We start from the raw sequence: 15,353 nt of genomic DNA, 5'->3' as shown, positions 1-15,353 counted from the left end.
AAGGCGACCGCCATTTTAATCCTGTCCACAACCTGCAGCCTTGCCCGTTCCCAGAAGCCGAGCCGCCGCTTGACTAAGTGGCATGTCGATCACCGTGATTCCGCTTGCCGCAAGGAAACGCGCTTCGTTTCTGGTCAGGGTTTCCGCGTCCATTACGGTGCAATAGGGACCGCGGGAGCGTTTCATGATCTGTCTGGCGTAGGTGCGCAGCATCTGATCGTTGAAGCGGCAGCCAACGAAGAAAAATCCACGGGTGATGCGCCGTTCCTTCACCACGTCTGGGATCGGTGTCTGGATATCAATTTCGGTCAGGACTTCGACATAGTCGGAATCTGCGACGAGAAAGTTTTGCGAGGGCCTACTACTCCCGTGAGGTGCATAGAGGACCGTCTTTGCCCCCGATCGGGCGTCGAGCTCCCTCCCGGACAAATCGTAGGTTTTTGTCCAAATGTTGCCGATTTCGTTCGCCCGCGTGACGCCTTGTATCTCAACGACGTCCGTTCGGCCGGTCTCCACGAGAGCCGTGCGCATCGCGCTGTCATACCAGCTGTCGATGATGAGCGAGAGCGGCAGCCTTGCGAGCCAGGCGTGGAGGAGGGTTGGCCTCACCGGCGCTGCGAATATCTCGGTCATCCAAGCTTGAAGCGTCCGGCGATGCCGGCGCTGTTCGATGAACTGCGCAACCGACCACATATTGGTGCGGATCCTGGAAGGGGCGGGCGCCCGTGCATTGAGTGCCGCGGCAACGACCTCCGGAGTATGCGGCACAGGCGGTTCCGCACAGTTGAACCCAAGAAGACCCGGACCGAGATAAGGGATCACCTCATCGGCGGCGAGCGCTTCCTTCGCCAAGTCAAGCAGCTTATCGGCAAAACTGTCCCGCACTATGACAAGGTGGCCCGATGTCAGGATCGTATTCATGCTCGTTTCCTCGCGACGCACTTAGCGGCAGCATCAGTCCTCTTCGGAAACCTTCCTTGCCTCGACAGTGATCGGCAGACGCGTATCCCGTGGAAGATCGGGTAAGAGGAGCCGCCACCCGTTCCTGAGCGTGACCGTTCCGCCCCACAACTCTTCCTTCTCGAGCTTGATGATCGGCTCTTCGAGGTCTTTTTTGGGGACATACGCCGACAAGCCAGCATCGGTCCTGCGGATCATGACTTTCATCTGGCCGTCCCTTCATTGGAATTGCTTTCAGCACTGCAGGACGCCTCGGCTTTGTCGAGGCTCATCAGTTCACGCGCTCGCATGCCGACGACGGTGCCACGGTCGATCCACTCCACCGCATAGATGAAGAACTGCTGGAGAAAGGTGCCGATGTCGCGCACATATCCCTCGTCGCCCTTCCGCACGAGATTTTCCCCGATTTCCCTGCCGGGATAGGTGCCGTCATTCTTTATGTGGCGAGTGGCACGTACCCGCTCTCCCGGCATGAATCGTGGAGGCCTGCGGATTTCGATCTCCTCTTCGCGTCCGAGCGACATGTCCGTTCCCTGATTTCTCTTGCGGCTGCAGATTGTGAACAAGGCGTTCCAGGCGTCCTGCATAGGCAGCCCCAACCATGTCGGCAGCCCATGTGGTCACGCAGGAACGCAGGTCTTCGGCACCGGGCATACCGAGGCACATTGCTGCGCATCGAAGACCCCCTCGCATTCGGTGCACTTCTGTGACTCGATCACGTAGCTCTCGCCTTTGAACTTGATCGCGCCGGAAGGACATTCGAATTCGCAGGCGCCGCATTGGGTGCATTGGGATGCGATGATCTTGAAAGCCATTTTAACTCCTGGTCCGAATGAAATGAGACAGCTCAGGCCGTCGCCGCGAGTGCGGGGGCCCCTGACGTGGCGGTGTAAATCGCGCTGATTGCCGTCTCGATATAGTCATGGGCAAAAGCATCGGTCGGTTGGATTCCAGCCTCCGCGAGCTGATCCTGCGGGCAAGTTCCAATCCTGGCGCACAGCACGATATCTATGCCTTGAAGGGCTGCGATGATGCCATCGAGGGCGGCTTCCTTGCCCAAGCCGCCGAGGCAATACTTCTCCACCTTGCGATGCCCGACAAAGCTGATCCCTCTCGGCGAGGCTTCGTAAACCTGGAATTCCTTCGCATGGCCGAAATGTTCGTTGACGCGGCCGCCGCCCTTGGTCGCCACCGCGAAGAGGACGGATTTGCCGGGCCTGGCTGCCTTGACCAATCCGATCGCTTCACTTCTGGCCGCCACGTGATCACGGCGCTCCTGCGCGACCAGCTCCCGATAGGCGTTACGCTTGCTGGCATCGTAGGTGACCTCGCCGGGAATCCGGTCGGCCGTGAATTCCTGGCCACGATCCTCGCCAAGCATGCCGACGGCATCTGCCCGGCACTGCCGGCAGTGGCGCATCAACTGGGCGCCGCCTTCGAGACGATCCTGAAGAGCCTTCAGCTCCATTGCGTTTGGGCCGCGCTGCCCACTCAGTCCGTAGTGCGTGCCGTGCGCCGGGTCCGAAATCAGCGGCATGAGGTTGTGCAGGAACGCGCCTCGCTCCTTGACGCATCTATTCACCTCGATCAGATGCTCATCGTTCACGCCCGGGATCACCACCGAGTTGATTTTGGTGAGGATGCCGCGCGCGGTAAGCATCTCCAGGCCCAACATCTGCCGCTCGTGCAGGATCCGGGTGGCTTCAATGCCGACGTAGCGGCGATGGTCGTAAAAGATCCAAGGATAGATCTTTGCACCGACCTCAGGGTCGACCATGTTGATGGTGATCGTCACGTGATCGACATTCATGTCAGCAAGCTCATCGACATGGTCCGGTAGCGCGAGCCCATTCGTGGAGATGCAAAACTTGATGTCTGGGATTTCCCTGGCGACCCTGGCGAAGGTCGCCTTCGTCTTCTTCCAGTCGTAGCAGGCGTCGCCCGGTCCGGCGATGCCGAGCACGGAAAGCTGCGGCACCTCGCTGGCGACCGCGATCGCCTTGCGTAGCGCCTGGTCGGGCGTCAGCTTTTCAGAGGCCACCCCAGGCCGGCTTTCGTTGGCGCAGTCATATTTGCGATTGCAGTAGTTGCACTGGATATTGCAGCCCGGCGCGACCGCGACGTGCATGCGCGCGAAATAGTGATGCGCCTCTTCTGAAAAGCAGGGGTGATCCTTGATCTTCTCCCAGACAGCCGGATCCGGCTCGTCGGGCTTTGTCGACGAGCCGCAGGACGAAGACGCGCAGCCACCGGGTTTCATGGTGCCAAGCAACTGGTCACCGAATGTCGTGCTGAGGCTCTCAAGCGAAATTGCCGGTGCAGACATGAACGGCTCCGTTGCTGCGTGATGTCGCAGTTCAAAGCGCAAGAGCTATGCCAGCTCAAAGAGCTGTTTCGGTTCACGAATAGGCTTGTTGTGTCAGATTCCTTCGGATTGCTCCGACACACCTTTGTCGGGCTTACGACAGTGGACAAGCAAATAGGGTCGCGAGGCTAGCAGCCTCGGGCGCGCAGAGTGTGAGCGAGACCACTCCGGGCTGCTTACGGTTGACGTCATCACGACGTCTAGAATTTCTTCACCACGATACCATGCCGGCGCAGGGCGTAGCCGACTTGCCGCGGCGTGAGGCCGAGGATACGAGCCGCCCTGGCCTGAACCCAACCGGCCTTGTCCATCGCGTCGATCACCCGGTCGCGTTCCGCCAGACGCGGGGGACAAGCGGGATCGTTCGGATCGCCGGGCGTAAGGGGAGATATCTTGCCTGCGGAGGCACCGATGCAACTGGCCGGCAGCCGCAATCCGACCGGCACTGCGTTGACCCGTGCGAGATCGTCGATGGCATTGCCGCCATTCGAGCGGTCGGCTCGCTTCCAGAGGAGCCAGGAAAGGCACTGGCCCTTCTTACAGGCGAAATCGGATGGAGTGATCGTCCTTGAGCGCGCAAGTGTGGCCGTCCTTTGGACGCAGTTCTCCAGCTCGCGGACGTTACCAGGGAAGTAACATTGCGAGATCAGGTCAAGCGCCGGCGCCGCGAAGGCGAGTGCGCGATCGTTCTCCTTGTTGAACCGGTTGAGGAAGGCGTTCGCAAGGCGTGGAATATCGCCGGGTCGCTCTCTGAGCGGCGGCAGGATAATTGGCACGACATTGATGCGGTAATAAAGGTCGGCCCTGAACTCCCCTTTTATGACGGCCGTCTCGAGGTCCTTGTTGGTGGCGCATATGAGGCGCACGTCGACCTGTAGCGTTTTGGTGCCGCCGACTCGCTCCAACTCGCCTTCCTGCAAGACACGCAACAGCTTGGCTTGAAAGGCCGGCGAAATCTCGCCGATTTCATCAAGTAGCAGCGTTCCCTCATTTGCCAATTCAAAACGACCGGCGTGCTGGGAGATAGCACCCGTGAAAGCGCCCTTTTCATGCCCAAACAGTTCTGACTCCAGAACGCTTTCAGACAGTGCGGCGCAGTTCAATTTGACGAAAGACTTCTTCCTCCGGCGTGAGAGCTTATGGATGGCCTGCGCAAAGAATTCCTTGCCGGTGCCGCTTTCACCCCGCAGAAGCACGGTGGAATTGGTCCCTGCTACGACCGAGACGGTTTCGAGCACCTGCTTGAGTGCGGGGCTTTCCCCGATGATCCCGTCGATTTTGGCATCCGCATGCCGGGCAGGGTCGTAGGTTCTCCCCTCGTTGGGCGATTTCCCCGGTCCCGATTGCTCATGGCCACACCGCTGACGATCTGTACTCAGGGCGCGATGGAGGCGGATGGTCCGGCCGACAAGGTTGGCGACCATCGTCAGGAAATATATGTCCTCGTCGTCGCGAAAGTCGGTGGCGCCGTCTCCGGCGCGGTCGATCGACAATGTCCCAAGGATCTTATGATCAGCCTTTAGCGGGATACCGATAAAGGCAATTGGGATGGTTCCGATGCTCGAAGACGTTTGAAGGTCAGCCTGAAATAGTTGGGACTTGCGCACGTCCGGTATGAAGAGCGGCGTCCCCGTAGCGACGATTTGATCTGTTACGGCCTGTGGTATGACGCGGCGAGTGCCTGATTGACGTACGTGGGTATTGCCGGCAGTCGCGGCAATCTCCAGCTCTCCTTCAGCGTCCAGGACGACGATTGCTCCGTGACGCATCTGCAGAAATGAAGGCAGGACGTTCACGACATTGGCGAGCGTAATCTCCAGCTCGCTGGGGGCGGTCAGCACCTTCGATATCTCGTAGAGTCCTCTGAGCGCGATATCTGATTGGGGCATGCTTTTGATGGGCGGTTCAGGGCGGGTCTCCCGAGGTCCAACCTCGTCGACCCGATCTTGCGGTCCGTGGGTCATGGAAACACCTCAGGGGTTGTCGTCCAGAGTGCTCCTCCTTTTTTATCTGAATTCTGAAAGCACAGTATTCACGAGCTTCTCTTCGTCAAAGCGACGATCGAAGCAACGAAGATAGACTTGGCGTTGGGCGAGACCTAAACTGTATCAAGATCAACCCTCTTAATACGTGCGTGCGTCGGTCATCCGAATTTGAAGAGGACTCCGAAACCGCCGCGTGGATAGTTCCACTCGATCTCGCCACTGGTCTCACACAAAATCCGGCAGGTGCCGCACTCCATGCAGCCGTCAGGAGTGATCTCCACTTGACCTTTGTCGTTCAACTCATAACATTTCGCCGGGCAGACGTGGGTAAGCGCGAGCAAGTTCGCGCTTGGCCTCTCGTGCGGTCGCACTTTGATATGCGGGCGGCCGGAATCCACCAAGTAGCGGTTCTGGTAAAGCTTGTCCTCGACACGTGACTTTGTCACTGCGATCGTCATTTCGTCTCCCTTCAGCGCCACGCCAATGCAAGGCGGACCGCGTCGCTGACCAGCCCCCAACGCGAGCGCGCCTTGATGAAGGCCGCCGTGGTCGCCTTTTCCTTCTCGATCTTCGGCGTGCCGTCGACACGCATGAAGTTCTGCGCGGCTTGCGACATCAACCGCGGATAAGTTGTGAAGTAATTGCAGGAATTGGTGTGGAGCAAGGCCGGCATATCTTTGTATTTCTTTAGGTCCTTGACCACGAAGGACTTGTCCAGCATGGCTTTGTAAAGAGCGAGATTTCGTTTGGTCATAGGAGCGTTGCGGCTGTTGACCTCGATGATTGCCTCAGCCGCGATGCGGCCGGAGGTCATGGCGAGGTTCGAACCCTCGCGGTGAATGGCGTTGTTCAGTTGCGCGGCATCGCCGACCACGACCCAACCATCGCCAAACAGCTGCGGAATAGCCTTGTAGCCGCCTTCGGGAATGAGGTGTGCGGAATATTCTTTCACTTCCGAGCCCGCGATCAGCGGCCGGATCGAAGGATGGCTCTTTAAGGCATCAAGGAGAACGTAGGGGCTCTCGACCATCGCGGCAAAATCGGAGACGAGGCAGCCAATGCCCAGTGAGATCGACTCCTTGTTGGTGTAGAGGAAGCCGAGCCCGGCCATGCTGCGGGAGGTCGTGCCCACCGCCTCGATCACGCAGCCTTCATCGCCCTTGACGCCGAACCGCTGCTCAATGACCTCTTCGGGCAGGAAATGCATTTCCTTGACGGCGAGCGCCACGGTTTGTGGCTTCGGCATCTGGCGCAGGCCGGCTCGCGTGCCAAGCAGTCCGCAGACACCTTCTGCGAGAACGACCACGTCCGCGTAGATGGCTCCGCCGGCCCGATCTGTGCGGACGCCGACAACCCTGTCCTTGGCGTCACGGATGAGCTCCGTCACGGTCGTCTCGCACAGAACCGTCGCGCCGGCCTCGCGCACCTTACGCGAAAACCATTTGTCGAACTGGGCACGGATGATTGTGTATCGGTTGGGCTTGGCCTCATTGAAGTCGTCCGACCGATAGTGAATCCCGGTATGGGATGTGTCGTCCATCACCCAAAGCCGCTGTTCAACCAAATGCCGCTCGAGAGGCGCATCGTCCCTGAAATCCGGGATGATCTTCTCCAGCATGTTCGCGTACATGATGGCACCTTGGACATTCTTGGAGCCCGGATATTCACCGCGCTCCAACTGCAGCACCTTTAGGCCATGGCTGGCCATGGTGTAAGCAGCTGCGTTTCCGGACATGCCTGCCCCAACAACAATGGCGTCGAAGTTTTCCTCGATCATGTCCGTCCCTTAGCTCGCAAGCTTATCGCGACTGTGGGGCGACAGCCGCCGGGTGAAGGCTTCCGTCAGTGCGGGCAGGAAGCGGATCGCGTCGGTGACGATTCCGAGGTGAGCGAAATCGAAAATCGGCGCGTTCGGGTCGGTGTTGATGGCCACGATGAGATCCGCCCCCTCGACGCCAACCCGATGCTGGACGGCGCCGGAAATCCCGGCCGCTATGTAAAGCTTCGGCCGGATGGTCTTGCCAGTCTGGCCGATCTGCCGATCAGCTGGCATCCAGCTCTTCTGGACCAACGGGCGCGAACAGCCATGCTCGGCGCCGATTGCTCGCGCGAGGTTCTTCACAAGCTGCAGGTTCTCCGCCGCGCCAAGACCAAGGCCTCCCGCAACCACGACGTCGGCATAGGCAAGGTTTGCCTTTGCCGACTGATTGTCCGGCAGGAAGCCGAGGACTTTGGTAGCGATCTCGTCCTCGGCAAGCGAGAGCTTGTGCCGGATGACACGCCCGACCGGTTTATCCGTCCGCTGCGGCATGGGCATGACCCTTGGCCGCACTGTCGCCATCTGAGGGCGGAAATTGAGCGTATAGATCGTGCACAACAAGGAACCGCCGAAAGTCGGACGCGTGGCGGCGAGCGAACTGTCGGTATCCACATCGAGTTCGGTGCAGTCGGCCGTGAGCCCTGTCTGCAACGTCGTCGCCACGGAGCCGGCAAGATCCCTGCCGAGTGTGGTGGCACCGAGAAGAAGGATTTCGGGTTTGTGGGTATCGACCAGATCCGTCATCGCCTTGGTGAAAGGCTCGTTCCGATAGTCGGCGAGCAGGGGCGCCTCGGCGATGTAGACAAGGTCAGCACCATAGGCGAATGCTTCGGCAACGGCGTTCCCGACGGCCTCTCCCGGCGGTCCGAGCACGACGCCTGCAAGCTGGACCTGAAGCTTGTCTGCTAATTTGCGGCCTTCGCCGAGCAGCTCGAATGATACGGGGTGGACCTGGCCGCGTTCGAGCTCGATGAAGACCCAGACGTGCCGGTAGTCCTTGAAATGGGCGGGCAGCTCCTTCTTTATGCCGGCGCGGCCGGCGGCAGGGCGAGGGGTTTCTCGGTTCGCGGTCGACATCGTTTTGCTCCTTGCCGTCACGCGCCGCCGTTGAAGGCGAGCTCATGTTCCAGCGCCGGCTGGCGGGTGAAGATTGCGGTGATGAGTTCGTCAGCGACATCGCGCAAGGCCTTCTCGGCGGTGTCGATTAGTGCCGCCTTTTCAGCTCGAGCAGGAGGGGCGAAAACACGCTTGACGACCGTCGGTGAGCCGCGCAGGCCGCATTTGGTGAGATCCTCGATGCCGGCGTCGGCCGCACTCCATTTCAACACCTGGCTGCGCGCGGCGCACAAGGCGTCGTGGATCGAGCCCCGGCGGATCTCGTTTGTGCCTTCTAGCATGGTGATGAGACAAGGCAGCCTGCTCTTCAGCATCTGTGTGCCGCCTTCGGAGCGGCGCTCGACCTTGATCTCGCCTGCAGCAAGGTCAATAGAGGGGATCTTCGCGACATAGGTCAGTTGCAGGAGTCCGAGGCGCTTGGCGATGCCGGGCCCGACCTGGGCGGTGTCGCCATCGATCGTCTGCTTGCCGGTGAAGACGAGGTCTGGCGTGCCGAACGTCTCGCCGACCTTCGCGATTGCCTGGGAAAGGGCGAACGAGGTCGCCAGCGTGTCGGAGCCGGCAAAATAGCGGTCGGTCAAGAGCACCGCTCGGTCGGCGCCGTAGCCGAGCGCCTTGCGCAGCGCGTCCTCTGCCATGGGCGGACCCATGGTGAGCACAGTGACTTCGCCGCCATAGGCATCGCGCAGTCTGAGCGCTTCTTCGAGGGCGAACAGGTCGTAAGGGTTGATGATGGTCGGAACACCCTGGCGCATGATTGTGTTCGTCACCGGATGGACCCTTATCTGTGCCGAGTCCGGCACCTGCTTGATGCAGATTACGATGTGCATTGGCGGTTTCTCTAGGCTCCTGTCCGGGTGCGGGCATTGCGGTTATCTCCTTGATCCGCATAATTCGTGCCAAGTCTCTTGCGCTGCCCCCTTCCTACAACTTCGGCTGGTTGCTTCTGACGGCGCTGTGGTGATGACCGGATTTGTCGGCTGCTCGACATTGTCGCGTCGCAACCCTTGTCGCCGCTCATTCCCGTCCGAACCGCTTCAGTACCGAGTCGAACGGGACAAAGGTGTGACCCGGCGCGGCAGGTCTGTTCGGATCGTGGTCTTTGAGCACCTTGAAGACCCGATGCGTGAGCGGCGAGGAAATCGCAAAGTCCTCGTAAGCGCGTTCGAGCGTCGCGCGCACCCTCGCGGCAATCACCTGGTCGGGCAGACCGGAGAAATCTTCTTCGGCAAGGTATTGGCCCACGCGCTTCATTATATGGAGCCGCGAGACATTCAGCACCTTGGGGTCATAGGAGACGCCAAGGACTGAGAAGAACTCCTCCGCGGCCGACAGGCGCTTCAGTCGTGCGAGGATGTCTGTGACATCGATGGGGCGGCTGTCAGCGGAACAATTCATTGCATTCTCCCTGGTCGCAAAACTGTGGCCTTTGCGCGCGCGCGCACGGCTGACCTGGACCCGCACAGCTCGAAGAGGGACGCCTCGCTGCACATTTTATCGTAGAGCTCGACCAGTTGAGTTGCAGTGAGCGTCGATTTGGTCTCGGCCGCCTCGCGCCGGACGCGGGCCACCATCGCGGCTGCCAGATCCGGGTCGAGATCGCGACCGCTTTCGCTCAGCACATGGGCAATCGCAGTGGCGCCGGAATGCTTGCCGATGACGATCCGCCGGCAGCGGCCCACGAGAGCCGGATCAAGCCCCTGATAAGTACGCGAGTCCTTCAGCAGCCCTGCGACGTGAATGCCGGATTCGTGGGTGAAAACATCGGCGCCGACGACCGGCTTAGTGGCCGCGGTCTGCCGGCGGGCGGCCCAGGCCACCTCGGCGGCGAGGCCGGGCAATGCGGTCAGCTCGATGCCGGTATCTGCGCCGCCGAAGACCGCCATCGCGGCGGCCACCTCTTCCAGCGCGGCATTGCCCGCACGCTCGCCGAGCCCCAGGACGGTGACGGAGGCATGGCGCGCGCCTGCGCGGATCGCGGCTAGCGTGTTGGCGCCAGCAAGTCCGAGATCGTTGTGCGCATGAAATTCAAGGTCGATTGGAGACTGCACCACCAGCTGGGCGACAAGTTCGAAGGTTGAAAACGGGTCGAGAACACCGACTGTGTCGGCCAGCCTCACGCGGCTTGCGCCGGCGCGTGCGGCCGTCTCGATGACGCGGGCGAGATGATCCCGATTGGCCCGCGAGGCATCCTCGCACCCCACCGCGACGAAGAAGCCGGCGGCGGCGGCGCGCCTGACCATATCATCGATGACCTGGAGCGCTCCCGCCTTGTCGAGGCCGAGCTTGGCGGCAAGTTGGATGTCCGACGCAGGCAGCGACAAATTGACCGCTTGGACCCCGCTCTCGATCGCTGCATCGAGATCCAACGACGTCATCCGGCACCAGGCCATGAGCCGAACCGGAAGACGCCGCGCGACCACGGCGCGAATTGTTTCGATCTCGTCGACGCCCATGACCGGCGTGCCGATCTCGATCTCTGTCACGCCGGCCGCCGCAAGAGACTCAGCGATCTCCAGCTTTTCCGTCGTGGTAAAGGCGACGCCCGGCGCCTGCTCGCCATCGCGCAACGTCGTATCGTTGAGGGAGACATGACGGGTCATGACCGGTAGCCTGTTCTTCTGCCGCTCACGCATAGACCGGATTACCTTTCCCAGAACCGGAAAAGCTGCGCAGCTTCCCCACGATTGCCGGCATGACCTCGAGCACCCGGTCGATATCCTCTTCGCTGTTGTCCCGCGCCAAGGAGAAGCGGACTGCCGCGTGCGGCGTTTTCATCGCGCTTAGGACATGGCTTGGTTCCAGAGAGCCGGAGGTGCAGGCCGAGCCAGAGGAACACGCGATGCCAATGCGGCTGAGGAGAAGTGGAATTCCATCACTGTCGACATGTTCGAAGGAGATGTTTGCGGTGTTGGGCAACCGTTGCAGGGGATCACCAGTGACACAGGTGCTTGGGATGCGCTGGAGGATCCCGCCCTCCAGACGATCGCGGAGCGACTTTACCCGTGTGGTCTCGTCGTCCATGAATTTCAAGGCGAGTTCGGCCGCCGTGCCGAGCCCGGCTATGCCGGGCGTATTCTCGGTGCCAGCACGCCGGTTGTGTTCTTGGTGACCCCCCTTGATCAGCGAATGGAAATTGACGCCACGTTTTACGAAAAGCGCGCCGATCCCTTTCGGCCCGTGCAGCTTGTGGCCGGAGAGCGACAGCATGTCGATTGCGGTCGACTTCAGGTCCATCGGAAGCTTGCCGACCGCCTGCACAGCATCCGTATGGAAAAGGGCGCCCACTTCCTTGGCCAACTCGGCAAGCCTGGCCACGGGGAAAATCACACCAGTCTCGTTGTTCGCCCACATTATGGAAACGATTGCCACCCTTGGGGTCAGGGCGGCCATATAGGCGTCGAGGTCGAGCCGGCCACGGCGATCCACCGGGATCCTATGCACCTTGACGCGGCGGGTCTTCTCAAGATGCGCGCAGAGCGTCAGCACGGCGGGATGCTCGACTGCGGACGTCACGATCTCGGTTCGGTTGGGCGCCGCCTCGAGCGCTGAAAGAAGCGCTGCATTGTCGCTTTCTGTCCCACCCGAGGTGAAGGTGATCTCATCGTCGAACTCCGCGCCGATCAGCGCTTGCAATTGCCTCCGAGCCTTTGTCACCGCCGCACTGACTGAGGCGCCAAGAGCGTGCGCCGACGAAGGGTTGCCGAATTGATCCCTAAAGAACGGCAACATCGCTTGCAGGACCGCAGGATCGACCCGTGTGGTTGCGTTGTTGTCGAGGTAGACAGGCTTCATAGGTGCGATCCTCAGTTGAACAGAATGACGCGGCGCGGACCGACTCGTTGAGCCTCTGGCGCATGCCGTTGATGATAATGGGCCTGAACTGGCAGCCCGCGCAGACGCCCGGAGTGTTTGACGCAGACCGGATCTCCGTCGAGATGGACATGTTCGCAGTGGCCGCCGTCAGCCGTAAGGACGCCCGAACGCGATAACGTTATCGATGAGCCGAATTTGGCACAGCAGCGCGATCTGTCCGCAAGCAGCTCGGGTGACACCAGGACCCGAGCTGTTTCGGGAGGCGGCGTTCTTTGCACCTTACCGGAAGCGAATGGCGGTCCCGAGATCCGTTTTCCTTGGTCTTTAGGACGGGGACATCTGTCGTGCCGGCCATCTAAGTCTCCTCTGCCGCAAAATGAGTCCGACGGCCGCATAGGCGCTTCGGGCGTTTAACTGAAGGACTTGCCGCAGCCGCACTTCTCGCGCGCATTGGGGTTATCGAAGACAAAGCCGGAAGATTCGAGCCCGGTGACGAAGTCAACGGTCATGCCGGAGACATGTGGTTGGGAACCCGCGTCCACGAACAGCTTGATCCCATTTGTGCCAGTGATCGCGTCGCCCTCGCGCGACACGCTCTCCAGGCCCATTAAGTATTTGAAGCCGGCGCAGCCGCCGGCCTCGACCATGACGCGAAAACCTTCCGCCGGCTCGCTGGCGCGGGAAAGAGCAGTCTTGAAGGCGGCAACAGCGTTGTCGGTGAGCGTAATCATGGCTCCATTCTCCTCAGTCCGGGACCTGCTTGCGCATCACGTCGCATGCACCGTGCCAAAGCGAAAAAAACGTTTCAACACAGCGCGGCATCTCTGACACTGCCGTGCTTCTTGTGAGTGCATTGCTGCGAAGCTGTCGGCCAACCGACACGTACTGTCGGGTTTGTCGGGTCTGCCACGAGGGATGTTGGGCCTGAGTTCTTGGTTGAACTCACATCACCAAATACAGAACTTCTTCTGAGCTTGCTTCGGCGCAATTGGCACGGTTTTTGAGGCTCCGTTTGGCGAGGCGGCAAGAGCATGCCGATCCACAATCATGCCGTGGGTGCCCTCGCGATGGATGGGGCGAAGCAAGGGAGCAACATGTCAGGACCGGGTCAGATACGACTTGCTTGGCAAAGCAGCGCCGCCCGTGGCATCCGAATGCCCGCTTGGCCGATTGCGACAACACCCACACTCGCTCACCACCGCCCAGTAGCCGCCAACCGGCTCAACGGGATGCCATCGGCATGTGCCTGCTCGCCGGTTTTCGCGCGGGTGCGACGCCGTGTGCACGCTGTCCAGCGACACTTTGTTCATGGGCCAGCAGCAGATCAGGGGCGAGCATTACGGCCGCCCTATCGGCTGAAGATTCCCCGGCAGGGCAGCTGATCTTCACACGTAGGTAGAACCAGGGGTAAGACATGGACCAGCGCGAGAAACCGTCGCCGGATGAAATACGGTGGGCGTGCGAAGACAATCCGAAAATCCGGGAGCATGATCTCGCCGCTCGATTGGGCATTTCGGAAGCCGAATTGGTCGCGGCGCATTGTGGTCACGGCGCGGTGCGCATCGAGCCGCGCGTCGATGATCTGCTGACGGGCCTCGAAGCGGTCGGCGAGGTGATGGCGCTCACCCGCAACGAAAGTGCCGTGCACCAAAAGATCGGCGTCTACGACAAAGTGGTCACCGGCAACCAGCATGCCATGGTGCTCGGCGACGACATCGACCTGCGCATCTTCCCGAAAGCGTGGGCGTATGGCTTCGCCGTCGAGAAGCGCGAGGGAGCCGAGATCCGCCGCAGCCTGCAATTCTTTGATGCCGCCGGCGAGGCGATGCACAAAGTACATCTCAGGCCCGCCTCGAACCTGCACGCCTATCAGGATCTGACGGCAGAGCTCGTATCCTACGACCAGGAGCCGATCATATCGGTCGAAGCGGGCGGTGCGCGCGACAACGCAGTGAGTCCAGACCAAGCCGCCACGGCCGATGACCTACGCGAGCACTGGAGCCGGCTGAGCGACGTGCATCAGTTCTACCATATGTTGAAGACACTGAAGCTCAGCCGCTGCCAGGCAATGCGTATGGCCGACGAAGATTACGCTTGGCTGCTCGACAATGATGCCGTTGGCGCTCTGTTCCAACAGGCGGCCGAAGACGAGATGCCTATCATGTGCTTTGTCGGCAATCGTGGTTGCATCCAGATCCATTCCGGCCCGATCAAGTCGGTCAAGCAGATCGGGCCGCGGATCAATGTGCTCGACGAAACCTTCCATCTGCATCTGAGGACCCATCACATCCGCGAGGTCTGGGCCGTGCGCAAGCCGACGAGGGACGGTCACGTCACATCCATTGAAGCCTATGGCGCCGACGGCAAGATGATCATCCAGTTCTTCGGCACGCGCAAGGAAGGCGAACGCGAGCGCAGCGACTGGCGGTTTCTGGCCGAGAGTCTGCCACGCATTCCCGGTCCGAGCGACAGGGATGTATAGAGTGTGCCGCCCTCGGATTGAACCGGCCGCTATAGGACTCGGCACCACGTTCCGACAGCGGCTCGCGAGGAAATTTAGGTCCATGTGCGATAGTGCTTGCCGTCGTAGCGCATACGCACGGTTAGGTGTGCGCGCCGGAATGGACCGCATCGATACAGTCAAGCTGGTCGTCGGCCGGACCGGTGCGCACGAGTGCATCGCCGTCTGACCGAAAATCCTTGAAGCGCGGCTCGACCTTGTTGATATTTCCGATCATCGCGCGCAAGCGCCGTCGGGTCTTGTCGGACCGCACCCGATCCTTGCGCTGGATCGCGTCGTTGCTCAACCCGGGCCGTGCGAGCGATCTCCTCGCTCGTCGACCGGAAGGCTGTGCAGCAGCAGCCAAGCCGAACAGCTTGATGTCGCGGACTCGACAAAACCGACCACGGATATCGGTTGTCGCACGTTGTCCTAAGAATGATGGACAGGTGATCATCAGCGGCGGGCCCAGTGCAGGCTGGCATTGCTTAGTGCAGCGCCATGGGTACGCCTATCCGGCACGCGACTTGCTTCGACGATTTGATCAGCAGGGCATCAGCAGACGTCACGGAGCTCAGTGGTGATTGACCAACCTCTCAACCCCAACGGGCGGCTTTGCTTCATGACCGCAGAGCGGCGGAGATACCCCTTCTGATCGACTTCGCAACCGATCTCATCCGCGCTGGTGCAGGTGGGCTGTATCAGGCGACAGAATCTAGAAGTACAAGAGACGTGCCCATGCTGGAAATCGACTTTATGAACAGCGGTGCAATCTCAATCGAGCCATGAACG

15 protein-coding genes and 1 pseudogene are annotated in these 15,353 nt (G+C 60.6%); 1 reads left to right on the top strand and 15 read right to left on the bottom strand.

What is annotated here, in order from left to right; all coding sequences use genetic code 11:
* Positions 1–15: 15 nt before the first annotated feature.
* The 14 genes from NKI49_RS18010 to NKI49_RS17945 all read right to left on the bottom strand — a co-directional run bounded on the left by NKI49_RS18010 (position 16) and on the right by NKI49_RS17945 (position 12,792).
* The gene (locus tag NKI49_RS18010) at positions 16–921 is read right to left on the bottom strand and encodes an SIR2 family NAD-dependent protein deacylase (protein ID WP_352603605.1); all 906 of its coding nucleotides are present in this window, start codon (positions 919–921) and stop codon (positions 16–18) included.
* A gap of 33 nt (positions 922–954) precedes the next feature.
* A complete protein-coding gene (gene nifT, locus NKI49_RS18005; protein WP_023678250.1) occupies positions 955–1,167 on the bottom strand; it encodes a putative nitrogen fixation protein NifT in 213 nt (70 codons plus the stop codon).
* Entirely contained in the window at positions 1,164–1,484 is a 321-nt protein-coding gene (locus NKI49_RS18000) for a nitrogen fixation protein NifZ (RefSeq protein WP_023760366.1), read from the bottom strand. The genes nifT and NKI49_RS18000 overlap by 4 nt, the downstream gene beginning before the upstream one ends.
* A 96-nt stretch (positions 1,485–1,580) precedes the next feature.
* Complete coding sequence (locus NKI49_RS17995; RefSeq protein WP_023672218.1) at positions 1,581–1,775, bottom strand: 4Fe-4S dicluster domain-containing protein; 195 nt, start codon at positions 1,773–1,775, stop codon at positions 1,581–1,583.
* Positions 1,776–1,807: 32 nt separating this feature from the next.
* On the bottom strand, positions 1,808–3,286 hold the full coding sequence (gene nifB, locus NKI49_RS17990; protein WP_352695697.1) for a nitrogenase cofactor biosynthesis protein NifB: 1,479 nt from the start codon (positions 3,284–3,286) through the stop codon (positions 1,808–1,810).
* Positions 3,287–3,525: 239 nt separating this feature from the next.
* Positions 3,526–5,289: a nif-specific transcriptional activator NifA gene (gene nifA, locus NKI49_RS17985; RefSeq protein ID WP_502899537.1), complete on the bottom strand. Its 1,764-nt coding sequence runs from the start codon at positions 5,287–5,289 to the stop codon at positions 3,526–3,528.
* 179 nt (positions 5,290–5,468) lie between these two features.
* Positions 5,469–5,768, bottom strand: a complete 300-nt coding sequence (locus NKI49_RS17980) for a ferredoxin family protein (protein ID WP_352603600.1) — start codon at positions 5,766–5,768, stop codon at positions 5,469–5,471.
* 11 nt (positions 5,769–5,779) lie between these two features.
* Positions 5,780–7,087, bottom strand: a complete 1,308-nt coding sequence (locus NKI49_RS17975; protein ID WP_023784677.1) for an FAD-binding protein — start codon at positions 7,085–7,087, stop codon at positions 5,780–5,782.
* Positions 7,088–7,096: 9 nt separating this feature from the next.
* Positions 7,097–8,206 carry an electron transfer flavoprotein subunit alpha/FixB family protein gene (locus tag NKI49_RS17970; RefSeq protein ID WP_023766900.1) on the bottom strand — a complete coding sequence of 370 codons (1,110 nt, stop codon included), beginning with the start codon at positions 8,204–8,206 and terminating at the stop codon, positions 7,097–7,099.
* Positions 8,207–8,223: 17 nt separating this feature from the next.
* Positions 8,224–9,075, bottom strand: a complete 852-nt coding sequence (locus NKI49_RS17965) for an electron transfer flavoprotein subunit beta/FixA family protein (RefSeq protein WP_023795975.1) — start codon at positions 9,073–9,075, stop codon at positions 8,224–8,226.
* A gap of 187 nt (positions 9,076–9,262) precedes the next feature.
* Positions 9,263–9,643, bottom strand: a complete 381-nt coding sequence (gene nifW, locus NKI49_RS17960; RefSeq protein ID WP_352441428.1) for a nitrogenase stabilizing/protective protein NifW — start codon at positions 9,641–9,643, stop codon at positions 9,263–9,265.
* A complete protein-coding gene (gene nifV / locus NKI49_RS17955) occupies positions 9,640–10,848 on the bottom strand; it encodes a homocitrate synthase (protein ID WP_352581873.1) in 1,209 nt (402 codons plus the stop codon). Before nifV ends, nifW begins: the two co-directional genes overlap by 4 nt.
* Positions 10,849–10,873: 25 nt before the next feature.
* The gene (gene nifS / locus NKI49_RS17950) at positions 10,874–12,040 is read right to left on the bottom strand and encodes a cysteine desulfurase NifS (protein WP_352603599.1); all 1,167 of its coding nucleotides are present in this window, start codon (positions 12,038–12,040) and stop codon (positions 10,874–10,876) included.
* Between the two features lie 431 nt (positions 12,041–12,471).
* A complete protein-coding gene (locus NKI49_RS17945; RefSeq protein WP_352603598.1) occupies positions 12,472–12,792 on the bottom strand; it encodes an iron-sulfur cluster assembly accessory protein in 321 nt (106 codons plus the stop codon).
* Between the two features lie 683 nt (positions 12,793–13,475).
* Between NKI49_RS17945 and NKI49_RS17940 the strand changes: the two genes are divergently transcribed.
* Positions 13,476–14,543 (top strand): hemin-degrading factor, encoded by a 1,068-nt coding sequence (locus NKI49_RS17940; RefSeq protein ID WP_352603596.1) that lies wholly within the window; start codon positions 13,476–13,478, stop codon positions 14,541–14,543.
* 121 nt (positions 14,544–14,664) lie between these two features.
* Here NKI49_RS17940 and NKI49_RS17935 read toward each other — a convergent pair.
* Positions 14,665–14,959: pseudogene (locus NKI49_RS17935) on the bottom strand (hypothetical protein).
* Between the last annotated feature and the right edge of the window lie 394 nt (positions 14,960–15,353).

Origin of the sequence: Mesorhizobium sp. M0587 (assembly GCF_040320945.1) — a bacterium.
Taxonomy (GTDB): Bacteria; Pseudomonadota; Alphaproteobacteria; order Rhizobiales; family Rhizobiaceae; genus Mesorhizobium.
Note: the sequence above shows the minus strand (reverse complement) of the source record. Positions and strands in the feature narration are given on the sequence as shown.